The organism is Scandinavium sp., from assembly GCF_032012665.1.
GTDB lineage: Bacteria > Pseudomonadota > Gammaproteobacteria > Enterobacterales > Enterobacteriaceae > Scandinavium.
In genome coordinates this window covers 395,801-408,075 of the sequence record NZ_DALZVG010000001.1, presented here as the reverse complement: position 1 = coordinate 408,075, position 12,275 = coordinate 395,801, and the positions used below count along the sequence as shown (strand labels likewise).

Genomic DNA, 12,275 nt, shown 5'->3' with positions numbered 1-12,275 from the left:
TCCGCCACCACATTCCGAACAGCGTGCGCATTATCGTGCAGATGGCGATCATCGCCTCTCTGGTGATTGTGGTCGATCAGCTCTTACGTGCGTTCGCCTATGAAACGTCTAAACAGCTGTCGGTATTCGTTGGGCTCATCATCACCAACTGTATTGTGATGGGGCGCGCCGAAGCCTACGCCATGAAGTCGCCGCCGCTGGCGAGCTTTATGGACGGCATCGGTAACGGCCTGGGCTATGGTGCAATCCTGATGATTGTCGGGTTCCTGCGCGAGCTTATCGGCAGCGGAAAACTGTTTGGTATCACCGTGCTGCAAACCGTGCAGAACGGCGGCTGGTATCAGCCAAACGGCCTGTTCCTGCTCGCCCCGAGCGCGTTTTTCATCATTGGTTTGCTTATCTGGGCGCTGCGCAGCTGGAAGCCGGAACAGCAGGAGAAGGAGTAACTGACTATGGCTCATTACCTCAGTCTTTTTGTGCGCGCGGTGTTTGTGGAAAATATGGCGCTGGCCTTCTTCCTTGGCATGTGTACGTTCCTGGCGGTATCGAAGAAAGTCTCTACGGCATTTGGCCTGGGCGTGGCGGTCACCGTTGTGCTTGGGATCTCCGTGCCGGTCAACAACCTGATCTACAACCTGGTGCTGCGCGACGGTGCGCTGGTGGAAGGAGTGGATCTGAGCTTCCTCAATTTCATCACCTTTATCGGGGTGATCGCCGCTCTGGTGCAAATCCTTGAGATGATCCTCGATAAATACTTCCCGTCGCTCTACAACGCGCTCGGGATCTTCCTGCCGCTTATCGCCGTAAACTGCGCCATCTTCGGCGGCGTGTCGTTTATGGTACAGCGCGACTACAACTTCCCGGAATCCATCGTTTATGGCTTTGGCTCCGGTATCGGCTGGATGCTGGCGATTGTGGCGATGGCAGGCATTCGCGAAAAAATGAAGTATGCCAACGTGCCCGCAGGACTGCGCGGCTTAGGGATCACCTTTATCACCACCGGACTGATGGCGCTGGGCTTTATGTCATTCTCCGGCGTGCAGCTATAAGGGCGTAAGCGATGGAAATCATTCTCGGCGTAGTCATGTTTACGCTTATCGTGCTGGCGTTGTCGTTGTTGATTCTGGCGGCGCGCGCCAGGCTTGTGAACGCGGGCGACGTGGTCATTGAGATCAACAGCGAGGCGGACAAGCAGATTCGTACTCCGGCGGGCGATAAGCTGCTGAATACGCTCTCCAGCAACGGTATTTTTGTTTCTTCGGCATGCGGCGGCGGCGGCTCATGCGGGCAGTGCCGCGTGACGGTGAAAGAGGGGGGAGGCGATATTCTGCCGACTGAGCTTTCGCATATCAGCAAGCGTGAAGCGAAAGAGGGCTGTCGTCTGGCGTGCCAGGTGGCGGTTCGTCAGAACATGAAAATCGAGCTGCCGGAAGAGATCTTCGGTGTCAAAAAATGGGAGTGCGAGGTTATCTCCAACGATAATAAAGCCACCTTCATTAAAGAGCTGAAGCTTGCAATCCCGGAAGGCGAAAGCGTGCCGTTTCGCGCGGGAGGCTATATTCAGATTGAGTGCCCGTCGCACAAAGTCGCCTATGCCGATTTCGACGTGCCGGACGAATACCGCGGCGACTGGGATAAATTTAACCTTTTCCGCTATGTATCCGAGGTCAAAGAGCCGACGCTGCGAGCCTACTCGATGGCGAACTACCCGGATGAGAAGGGCATTATCATGCTCAACGTCCGTATCGCCACGCCGCCGCCGTCCGCAGCGGATGTGCCACCCGGCATCATGTCGTCGTATATCTGGTCGCTGAAAGCGGGCGATAAGGTCACGATTTCGGGGCCGTTTGGCGAATTCTTCGCGAAAGAAACGGACGCAGAAATGGTCTTTATTGGTGGTGGTGCGGGTATGGCGCCGATGCGTTCGCATATTTTCGATCAGCTCAAGCGTCTCGGGAGTCAGCGCAAAATCAGCTTCTGGTACGGTGCACGCTCGCTGCGCGAAATGTTCTACGATGATGAGTTTGAACAGCTTGCGCGCGATAATCCGAACTTCACCTTCCACGTGGCGCTCTCCGATCCGCAGCCGGAAGATAACTGGACGGGGCACACCGGGTTTATCCATAACGTGTTGTATGAAAACTACCTGAAGCACCATAACGCCCCGGAAGACTGCGAGTTCTATATGTGCGGGCCGCCGGTGATGAATACGGCGGTCATCAGAATGCTGAAAGATCTTGGCGTTGAAGATGAAAACATCATGCTCGACGATTTCGGAGGCTGAAGATGTTGACGGTCTTTCTGGCTACGTTCGCGGTGTTTGTGCTGGTTGTCTTCGGCATGTCGCTCGGCTATCTGGTGAAGCGTAAAAGTATTCAGGGGAGCTGCGGCGGGATTTCGTCGCTGGGGCTGGAGAAGGTCTGCGATTGCCCCGAGCCGTGCGATGCACGCAAAAAGCGCCTGGCCCGCGAGGTGCAGCGCCAGCAAAACCGTATACTCTGAATTTGTTTCTGACATAGGCCCGGCAAACGAGGTGTCGCCGGGCAACATTCCTCGAAGCCAAATCCTCGCCTTCGCGTCTCTCATTATTTTACTGTATACTTAACCAGTAATGTGTGAGGGCTGAGTATGCGCAAAATTATCCATGTCGATATGGACTGTTTTTTCGCCGCGGTGGAAATGCGGGATAATCCAGCCCTGCGCGATATTCCCATTGCCATCGGCGGAAGCCGGGAGCGGCGGGGAGTGATCAGCACCGCTAACTATCCGGCACGTAAGTTTGGCGTGCGCAGCGCGATGCCGACCGGAATGGCCCTCAAGCTTTGTCCACACCTCACGCTGCTGCCCGGCCGATTCGACGCCTACAAAGAAGCCTCAAACCACATCCGCGAAATATTCTCCCGTTACACTTCGCTGATTGAGCCGCTCTCGCTGGACGAGGCCTACCTGGATGTGACCGACAGCATGCACTGCCACGGTTCGGCCACGCTGATGGCGGAAGAGATCCGCCAGACTATCCATAAGGAGCTGGATTTGACAGCATCGGCTGGCATTGCGCCGGTGAAATTTCTGGCCAAAATCGCTTCCGATCTGAATAAGCCCAACGGCCAGTACGTGATCACACCTGATGATGTCCCCGTTTTCCTGAAAACGCTGCCGCTGGCGAAAATTCCGGGCGTTGGCAAAGTTTCTGCCGCGAAGCTCGAAAACATGGGGCTCCGCACCTGTGAAGACGTGCAGCGAACCGATCTGGCGATGCTGCTTAAACGCTTTGGTAAGTTTGGTCGGGTGCTGTGGGAGCGCAGCAACGGCATTGACGAGCGAGATGTGAACAGCGAGCGGCTGCGCAAATCAATCGGCGTGGAGCGCACTTTGGCGGAGGACATTCACGAATGGAGCGACTGCGAGGCAATCATCGTGAACCAGCTATACCCGGAGCTTGAGCGCAGGCTTACGAAAGTAAAACCGGATCTGCTGATTGCCCGCCAGGGTATCAAGCTTAAGTTTAATGACTTTCAGCAGACCACCCAGGAGCATGTCTGGCCGAAGCTGAACAAAGACGATCTGATCGCGACGGCGTATAAAACCTGGCAGGAGAGACGAGGCGGGCGCGGCGTGAGGCTGGTAGGGGTGCATGTGACGCTGCTCGATCCACAGCTTGAACGGCAGCTGGTTTTAGGGCTGTGACGCCTGGCGGCGTTTTGCTTGCGCCACCGGGCTCGAGCCAACAAAAAAGCCTCCGTCCGGAGGCTTTTTTATGCAGAGATCAGCAGGCTTATTTTGCCGCTATTTACTTCGCAGGAATGGCTTTCAGCAGTTCGGTCAGCAGGGTCCAGTACTGGCCCACGCTTTCGATGTGAACCTGCTCGTCCGGCGAGTGCGGGCCGGTGATGGTTGGGCCGATGGAAACCATGTCCATATCCGGATACGGTTTTTTGAACAAACCGCATTCCAGACCGGCGTGGATGATCTGGATGTTCGGCGTTTTGTCGAACAGGCGCTGATAGGTTTCGCGCACCAGGTGCATTACCGGAGAGTTAGCATCAGGCTGCCAGCCTGGGTAGCCACCCTTCGGTGCCGTTTTCGCGCCTGCCAGCTTGCCCAGTGATTCCAGCATGCTGACCACGTAGTCTTTGCCGCTGTCGATCAGAGAACGAATCAGGCAGATGATTTCGACGTTGTCGTCCTGCATGGTGACCACGCCGACGTTCAGGGAAGTTTCCACCACGCCTTTAGCGACGTCGGAATTACGGATCACGCCGTTTGGGGTAGCGTTCAGCAGCTGAATGAAGCTGTCGCGGGATTTTTCACTCAGGGCGTTTTTATCCGCGCTGACCGCCTCCAGAATCACGATCAGGTTCTTCTCTTTTGCTTCCAGCTCATTTTTCAGGATGGCCTGGTATTCTGCTGCCAGTGCTTTCAGGGTATCCGCTTTCGCCGCTGGTACCGCCACGGTGGTGAAGGCTTCGCGCGGGATGGCGTTGCGCAGAGTACCGCCGTTGAAATCAACCAGGCGCAGATCCAGCTCAGCTGCGTGACCGGCCAGGAAACGCGCCAGCAGTTTGTTGGCGTTGCCCAGACCTAAATGAATATCGCCGCCGGAGTGGCCGCCTTTCAGGCCTTTCAGGGTCAGCTTAAAGCTCTGGAAGCCAGCCGGAATCGCTTCACGAGTCAGCGGCAGGGTGGTGATAAAATCGATCCCGCCCGCGCAGCCCATGTAGATCTCACCTTCTTCTTCGGAGTCGGTGTTGATCAGGATGTCCGCCTGCAGCCAGTTTGGCTGAAGACCAAACGCACCGTCCATGCCCGCTTCTTCGGTCATGGTCAGCAGCACTTCCAGCGGGCCGTGAACCACGGTGTCGTCCGCCAGCACAGCCAGCGCAGAAGCCATACCGATGCCATTATCCGCACCCAGCGTGGTGCCGCGTGCTTTTACCCACTCGCCGTCGATGTATGGCTGAATCGGATCTTTAGTGAAGTCGTGAACGGTGTCGTTGTTTTTCTGCGGCACCATATCGAGGTGAGCCTGCATAACCACCGGTTTGCGGTTTTCCATACCTGCCGTTGCGGCTTTACGAATCAGGATGTTACCTACCTGGTCGCGCTCTGCATGCAGGCCTTTTTCCTTTGCCCAGCCCATGATGTGTTCGGCAAGCTGTTCTTCGTGATAGGAGGGATGGGGAATGGAACAGATTTTGGCAAAAATGTCCCACAGTGGCTGCGGGGACAGTTGAGACAGTTCAGACACGGTGAGTCTCCTTACGGCTCCTGCAAAACGGCTTGCAGGTAATGGGTTAGCAAGGGCAAACAGGCGTGGAGCCTGACTTGCGAGATGGCGTTGAGAATACCACTTTCTGCCCGCTCTGGTAGTGGGATACGCGCAAAAACTCCCGGCGAGGCCGTTAAACACTGGTTTTTAGTGCGTCAGATCTCTATAATCTCGCGCAACCTGGAATCACCCCGAACATTTTTTAAGCCGTTTTACAGGCTGGGATACAATCACATGAGCGAAAAATACGTCGTTACCTGGGACATGTTGCAGATCCATGCACGCAAACTGGCCGCGCGCCTGATGCCCTCCGAGCAGTGGAAAGGCATTATTGCCGTCAGCCGTGGAGGTCTGGTACCAGGCGCTCTGCTGGCCCGTGAACTGGGTATTCGTCATGTCGATACCGTCTGCATTTCCAGCTACGACCACGACAACCAGCGCGAGCTGAAAGTCCTGAAGCGTGCCGAAGGCGATGGTGAAGGCTTTATCGTGATTGACGATCTGGTCGACACCGGTGGCACCGCCGTTGCAATTCGTGAAATGTACCCGAAAGCGCACTTCGTCACTATCTTCGCTAAGCCTGCCGGCAAGCCGCTGGTTGATGATTACGTGATTGATATCCCTCAGGATACCTGGATTGAGCAGCCGTGGGATATGGGCGTGGTGTTTGTGCCGCCTATCTCTGGCCGTTAATTCAACACTATTCTTTCAGCGCCCGGCTTGCCGGGCGTTGTTCTTTTTGGCGCCCGGCAGGTTACAATAGAGTCCATGTCGTATTTATGGAGTCTATGCGATGCCAGAAGCCAACCTCAGCGAAGTCCTCTTTAAGCCCCGTTTTAAACACCCCGAAACCTCGACGCTGGTGCGTCGTTTTAATGCTGGCTCGCAGCCCGCGGTGCAATCTGCGCTGGACGGAAAAAACGTGCCGCACTGGTATCGGATGGTCAACCGCCTGATGTGGATCTGGCGCGGCGTTACGCCGCAGGAAATTCTCGACGTGCAGGCGCGTATCGTCATGAGCGAGGCCGAGCGCACCGACGCTGAACTTTACGATACGGTAGTGGGCTACCGCGGTGGCAACTGGATATACGAGTGGTCAAAACAGGCAATGCTCTGGCAGCAGAAGGCCACGCAGGAGCAGGATGACGCGAAAGCGGGCCGCCACTGGCTCCACGCTTCCAACCTTTACAGCATTGCTGCTTACCCGCATCTCAAAGGCGACGAGCTGGCCGACCAGGCCCAGGCGCTGGCGAATCGTGCCTATGAGGAAGCGGCACAGCGCCTGCCTGGCTCTATGCGTGAGCTGGAGTTCACCATTCCGGGTGGCGCGCCCGTCAGCGGCTTCCTGCACATGCCGCCGGGGGATGGCCCATTTCCGACGGTGCTGATGTGCGGCGGGCTGGATGCATTGCAAAGCGACAATTACAGCCTGTTTGAGCGCTATCTGGCGCCGCTCGGCATCGCCATGCTGACGCTGGATATGCCGTCGATTGGTTTCTCATCAAAATGGAAGCTCACTCAGGACTCGAGCTTCCTGCATCAGCAGGTGCTGAAGAACCTGCCAAACATTCCGTGGGTTGATCATACCCGGGTGGCCGTATTTGGTTTCCGCTTTGGCGCGAACGTGGCGGTGCGTCTGGCGTATCTGGAATCGCCGCGCCTGAAAGCGGTGGCCTGTCTTGGGCCGGTGGTGCATGGTCTGCTGTGCGATCCGCTGCGTCAGGGCAATGTGCCAGAAATGTATCTCGACGTGCTGGCGTCCCGACTGGGTATGCACGATGCTTCCGACGACGCTTTACGCGTTGAGCTTAATCGCTATTCGCTGAAAACTCAGGGGCTGCTGGGGCGGCGCTGCCCGACGCCAATGCTTTCCGGCTACTGGCAGAACGATCCTTTCAGCCCGGAAGAGGAGTCACGCCTTATCACTTCTTCCTCTGCGGAGGGTAAATTGATGCAGATCCCGTTTAAGCCGGTTTACCGTAATTTTGACAAAGCGCTGAAAGAAATTGCCGGGTGGATCAACGATCGATTAGGTTAATAGATTGCTAAATTCTATTGTTTTGGTAAAACAGGTGCATCACTAAAGGAGACTGTAATGACGTTACCGAGTGGACACCCGAAGAGTAAACTGATCAAGAAGTTCATGGCCCTGGGCCCGTACATCCGGGAAGAGCAGTGTGAGGATAATCGCTTCTTCTTCGATTGCCTGGCCGTCTGCGTCAATGTTAAACCGGCACCCGAGAAGCGTGAATTCTGGGGCTGGTGGCTGGAAATGGAAGCCCAGGAAAAGCGGTTTACCTACAGCTATCAGTTTGGCCTGTTCGACAAAGACGGCGTCTGGCAGCCGACGGCTATCAAAGACACCGAAGTGACTGACCGGCTGGAACAAACGTTGCGTGATTTCCATGTGCGAGCAGAAGAGCTGCTGAAAACCTTGGGTCTGAAGCTGGAGCCTGCCGAAGACGTTACCCAGCCCGTGAGATTATCAGCCTGAAATCTGCCAGAATAATAAAAAGGCCCCTCATCATGAGGGGCCTTTTGCATTGGGGAATAATCAGAACTGATAAACCAGGCCCAGAGCAACCACGTCGTCGTTGTTCAGGGCGAGCTTATTGTCATCGCTCAGCTGGTTAATTTTATAATCCACAAAGGCAGACATGTTTTTGTTGAAGTAGTAAGTTGCCGCTACGTCAATATATTTCACCAGATCCGCATCGCCAACGCCTTCAATATCCTTGCCTTTAGACTGGATATAACCGACAGACGGGCGCAGGCCGAAATCAAACTGGTATTGCGCCACGACTTCAAACGCCTGGTTTTTATTCGCAAAACCGCTGACTTTGGTATCTACACCGCCGATCGAAGCCGTGCCGGAAATTGGCGTCATATCACGGGTTTCAGCATAAATCGCAGCCAGGTAAACGTTGTTAGCATCGTATTTAAAGCCAGTGGTCCAGGCTTCGGCGTCGCTGCCCTTGCCGAAATCGCTGTCCTGCTGGGTCAGCGTGCGGTTAGAGTTGGCGTACGCTGCGCCCAGAGTGAAGCCCGAGTCGCCGAAATCATAGCTCAGAGAGGTACCGAAGCCGTCTCCGTTGGCTTTGCTGGCCGCACGGCCATCGTTCTCGTTCTTGCCCTGATACTGTACCGCCACTTTCAGGCCGTCGACCAGGCCGAAGAAGTTGTTGTTACGGTAGGTTGCAACACCGTTGGCACGGCCGGTCATGAAGTTATCGGTTTTAACGAAGGAGTCATCACCGAACTCCGGGATCATATCCGTGTAGGCCGCAACGTTATACAGAATGCCGTAGTTACGACCGTAGTCGAAGGAGCCTGCGTCACCTGCTTTCAGACCCGCAAAAGCCAGACGGGTTTTCGTCGTATTCGGGTCACCTTCCACTTTGTTGGCGGCAACCTGATATTCCCACTGACCAAAACCGGTCAGCTGGTCGTTAATTTGAGTCTGGCCCTTAAAGCCCAGACGGATATAAGACTGGTCGCCATCCACGGCATCGTTATCACTCATATAGTGTTCGGCTTTCACGCGGCCGTAAAGATCCAGCTTATTACCGTCTTTGTTATAAACTTCTGCGGCTTGTGCTGCACCAGTAGACATTACGCCCAGTACGATTAATGCCAGTGTTGTCTTTTTCATTTTTAACCCTGATTTATCTACGCGCTGAAATTTGGGAACTCGCCCGATGTAAAAAACAGGAAGGGTTGTAACGCCGGGAAATGAACGTTTTATGACAAAGTAAGAATAATTTTAAATATCTGTATTTATCTATTTCTGTCATAAAAAAGCCATTTTCTGCCGCTACGCTTCCTGATCCCGCGCAACAAAGTGCTCAGCAACCCTTTGCGGGAGTTGGCAAGCCGTCTGACTCCTGCTAAAACGTCCTTTTCGTAATGATTGAATGGCAGAGAATCATGAGTGACAGCCAGACGCTGGTCGTAAAACTGGGTACCAGTGTATTAACCGGTGGCTCGCGCCGCCTGAACCGTGCGCATATCGTTGAACTGGTGCGTCAGTGCGCGCAGCTTCACGCCGCAGGACATCGTATTGTGATCGTGACGTCAGGCGCGATTGCCGCCGGACGCGAACACCTGGGCTACCCGGAACTCCCTGCCACTATCGCTTCCAAACAGCTGCTGGCGGCTGTTGGCCAGAGCCGTCTGATTCAGCTCTGGGAACAGCTTTTCTCTATCTACGGCATTCACGTGGGTCAGATGCTGCTGACTCGTGCCGATATGGAGGATCGCGAACGCTTCCTGAATGCACGCGACACGCTGCGTGCGCTGCTGGATAACAACATCGTACCGGTCATTAACGAGAATGACGCGGTGGCGACAGCTGAAATTAAAGTTGGCGATAACGACAATCTCTCCGCGCTGGCGGCCATTCTGGCGGGAGCGGACAAGCTTCTGTTGCTGACAGATCAGCAAGGCCTGTTCACCGCCGATCCGCGCACCAACCCGCTGGCGGAGCTGATCCAGGACGTTCACGGCATTGATGACGCGCTGCGTGCCATCGCTGGCGACAGCGTTTCCGGCCTTGGTACCGGCGGTATGGGTACTAAATTACAGGCCGCCGACGTCGCCTGCCGCGCGGGCATCGATACCATTATCGCTGCGGGCAGCCGCCCGGGCGTCATTGGCGACGTGATGGAAGGCATTGCCGTTGGCACCCGCTTCCATGCGCAAACCTCTCCGCTTGAAACCCGTAAGCGCTGGATTTTTGGCGCACCTCCTGCGGGAGAAATTACGGTTGATGAAGGCGCTGTTTCCGCGATTCTGGAAAGAGGGAGTTCATTACTTCCAAAAGGAATTAAAAGCGTGACAGGCAACTTCTCCCGTGGTGAAGTAATCCGTATTCGTACGCTGGACGGTCGCGACATCGCCCACGGCGTATCCCGCTACAACAGCGACGCGCTGCGCCGCATTGCCGGCCAGCACTCACAGCAAATCGACGCCATTCTTGGCTACGAGTATGGCCCGGTAGCCGTGCATCGCGACGACATGATCATCCGTTAAGGAGCTTTCAATGCTGGAACAAATGGGCATCGCTGCCAAAGCGGCTTCGTACAAGCTGGCGCAGCTGTCCGGCCGCGAAAAAAATCAGGTTCTGGAAAAGATTGCTGATTATCTGGAAGCGCAGACGGATACGATTTTGAGCGCTAATGCGCAGGATCTGGAAGAGGCTCGCGCCAGTGGCCTGAGTGAAGCGCTGCTCGATCGCCTGGCGCTGACGCCCGCTCGCCTGAAAAGCATCGCTGATGACGTGCGTCAGGTGTGCAAGCTCGCCGATCCGGTCGGGCAGGTAATAGACGGCGGATTGCTGGACAGCGGCCTGCGTATCGAACGTCGCCGCGTGCCGCTTGGCGTGGTCGGGGTGATTTATGAAGCGCGTCCGAACGTCACGGTAGACGTTGCCTCGCTGTGCCTGAAAACGGGCAACGCGGCGATCCTGCGCGGCGGGAAAGAGACCTGGCGCACGAATGCCGCTACCGTAAAAGTGATCCAGCAGGCGCTGGAAGAGTGCGGTTTGCCGGCGGGTGCCGTGCAGGCCATTGAAAGCCCGGACCGCGCGCTGGTGAACGAAATGCTGCGCATGGACAAATATATCGACATGCTGATCCCACGCGGTGGCGCTGGTCTGCACAAGCTGTGCCGCGAGCAGTCGACGATCCCGGTGATCACTGGCGGAATTGGCGTGTGTCATATCTACGTCGATGATTCTGCAGAGTTTGAACCGGCCCTGAAGATTATCGTTAACGCCAAAACCCAGCGTCCGAGCACCTGCAATACCGTGGAAACGCTGCTGGTGCATAAAGATATCGCCGACACATTCCTGCCTGTGCTGAGCAAACAGATGGCGGAAAGTGGTGTAACGCTGCACGCAGACGCTAACGCGCTGTCGCAGCTTCAGGCTGGCCCGGCGAAGGTGGAAGCGGTTCAGACGCAGCAGTATGACGATGAATATCTGTCGCTGGATTTGAACGTGAAGCTGGTCGACGGCCTCGACGGCGCAATTGCGCATATTCGGGAGCACGGAACCCAGCATTCCGACGCCATTCTGACCCGTACGCTGCGCAACGCCGACCGCTTTATCAACGAAGTGGATTCCTCTGCGGTGTACGTCAATGCCTCCACCCGTTTCACCGACGGCGGCCAGTTTGGCCTGGGGGCCGAAGTGGCGGTCAGCACGCAGAAGCTGCACGCACGCGGCCCGATGGGGCTCGAAGCGTTGACCACCTACAAGTGGATTGGCTTTGGTGACGATACAATCCGTGCGTAATTGAAAACGGGTGATGCAAAAACAGGCAGTTGATTCTAAAGGCCATTGACGCATCACCCGCAGCGTTTTAAGCTTTTGCCCCGTAGCACTTCCCCTCAGTGCCGATATAGCTCAGTTGGTAGAGCAGCGCATTCGTAATGCGAAGGTCGTAGGTTCGACTCCTATTATCGGCACCATTTCAAACTCTTCCCAGGTCTACCGAAATCCACTAAAAGCCCGTATGATGCGGTTTCTGGCCCATATCCTGTCTCCTGTTATCAACTGGACTCAACCGGAATCAAGTTACAGTTGGGGGGCATAAGTGGGGGCATTCTGTGTTTGTAAGTATCCCTGCAAAACGAACCATCCACTTTTAGAGATCTTCCGACATACTGATTATGTCCTCTGAGGAGATCGCCATGCGTAAAGCCTGATTCACCGAACATCAGATCATTGCCGTTCTGAAGTCCGTCGAAATCGGACGTACCGTTAAGGATGTCTGCCGTGAAGCCGGTATCTCTGAAGTCTCGTACTACAACGGGAAAGCAAAGTATGGTGGTATGGAAGCCTCTGATATCAAAAAGATGAAAGACCTGGAGGATGAAAACCGACGTCTCAAACAGATATTTGCTGATCTCAGCCTTGAATGTCGTGCACTGAAAGATGTTATCGAAAAAAGCTTTAAAACCAGTGATAAAGCGGGAGTTTGTCAGCTATCTGACGGCACAATTT

12 protein-coding genes, 1 tRNA gene and 1 pseudogene are annotated in these 12,275 nt (G+C 55.3%); 12 read left to right on the top strand and 2 right to left on the bottom strand.

Features of this window, described 5'->3' with window-relative positions:
• The 5 genes from RTU33_RS01910 to dinB all read left to right on the top strand — a co-directional run.
• The coding region (locus tag RTU33_RS01910) for an NADH:ubiquinone reductase (Na(+)-transporting) subunit D (protein WP_312624897.1) at positions 1–446 on the top strand (446 nt) is incomplete at its 5' end.
• A gap of 6 nt (positions 447–452) precedes the next feature.
• Positions 453–1,049: an NADH:ubiquinone reductase (Na(+)-transporting) subunit E gene (nqrE, locus tag RTU33_RS01905; protein ID WP_032689372.1), complete on the top strand. Its 597-nt coding sequence runs from the start codon at positions 453–455 to the stop codon at positions 1,047–1,049.
• An 11-nt stretch (positions 1,050–1,060) separates the two neighbouring features.
• Entirely contained in the window at positions 1,061–2,284 is a 1,224-nt protein-coding gene (gene nqrF, locus RTU33_RS01900; protein WP_312624893.1) for an NADH:ubiquinone reductase (Na(+)-transporting) subunit F, read from the top strand.
• Between the two features lie 2 nt (positions 2,285–2,286).
• Positions 2,287–2,502: a (Na+)-NQR maturation NqrM gene (gene nqrM, locus RTU33_RS01895; RefSeq protein WP_312624892.1), complete on the top strand. Its 216-nt coding sequence runs from the start codon at positions 2,287–2,289 to the stop codon at positions 2,500–2,502.
• Positions 2,503–2,628: 126 nt separating this feature from the next.
• Positions 2,629–3,687, top strand: a complete 1,059-nt coding sequence (gene dinB / locus RTU33_RS01890) for a DNA polymerase IV (RefSeq protein ID WP_312624890.1) — start codon at positions 2,629–2,631, stop codon at positions 3,685–3,687.
• Positions 3,688–3,790: 103 nt separating this feature from the next.
• Here dinB and pepD read toward each other — a convergent pair whose 3' ends face one another.
• Positions 3,791–5,248 carry a cytosol nonspecific dipeptidase gene (gene pepD, locus RTU33_RS01885; protein WP_312624889.1) on the bottom strand — a complete coding sequence of 486 codons (1,458 nt, stop codon included), beginning with the start codon at positions 5,246–5,248 and terminating at the stop codon, positions 3,791–3,793.
• A 255-nt stretch (positions 5,249–5,503) separates the two neighbouring features.
• On the opposite strand from pepD, the gene gpt reads away from it, so the two are divergent.
• From gpt to crl, 3 genes are all read left to right on the top strand, one after another.
• The gene (gpt, locus tag RTU33_RS01880; protein WP_312624888.1) at positions 5,504–5,962 is read left to right on the top strand and encodes a xanthine phosphoribosyltransferase; all 459 of its coding nucleotides are present in this window, start codon (positions 5,504–5,506) and stop codon (positions 5,960–5,962) included.
• Positions 5,963–6,062: 100 nt separating this feature from the next.
• Entirely contained in the window at positions 6,063–7,307 is a 1,245-nt protein-coding gene (frsA, locus tag RTU33_RS01875; protein ID WP_312624886.1) for an esterase FrsA, read from the top strand.
• 57 nt (positions 7,308–7,364) lie between these two features.
• Positions 7,365–7,763, top strand: coding sequence for a sigma factor-binding protein Crl (crl, locus tag RTU33_RS01870; protein ID WP_312624885.1), 399 nt, complete (start codon positions 7,365–7,367; stop codon positions 7,761–7,763).
• A gap of 60 nt (positions 7,764–7,823) precedes the next feature.
• Here the strand turns inward: crl and RTU33_RS01865 are convergent, their stop codons facing one another.
• Positions 7,824–8,921 (bottom strand): porin, encoded by a 1,098-nt coding sequence (locus RTU33_RS01865; protein ID WP_312624884.1) that lies wholly within the window; start codon positions 8,919–8,921, stop codon positions 7,824–7,826.
• A gap of 275 nt (positions 8,922–9,196) precedes the next feature.
• Between RTU33_RS01865 and proB the strand changes: the two genes are divergently transcribed.
• The 4 genes and pseudogenes from proB to RTU33_RS01845 form a co-directional block, all read left to right on the top strand.
• Entirely contained in the window at positions 9,197–10,300 is a 1,104-nt protein-coding gene (gene proB, locus RTU33_RS01860) for a glutamate 5-kinase (RefSeq protein ID WP_312624882.1), read from the top strand.
• 10 nt (positions 10,301–10,310) lie between these two features.
• Positions 10,311–11,564, top strand: coding sequence for a glutamate-5-semialdehyde dehydrogenase (gene proA / locus RTU33_RS01855; RefSeq protein ID WP_312624881.1), 1,254 nt, complete (start codon positions 10,311–10,313; stop codon positions 11,562–11,564).
• Positions 11,565–11,664: 100 nt separating this feature from the next.
• A tRNA-Thr gene (locus tag RTU33_RS01850) sits at positions 11,665–11,740 on the top strand.
• Positions 11,741–11,992: 252 nt separating this feature from the next.
• Positions 11,993–12,272, top strand: a pseudogene (locus RTU33_RS01845) (transposase); the annotation flags it as partial.
• Between the last annotated feature and the right edge of the window lie 3 nt (positions 12,273–12,275).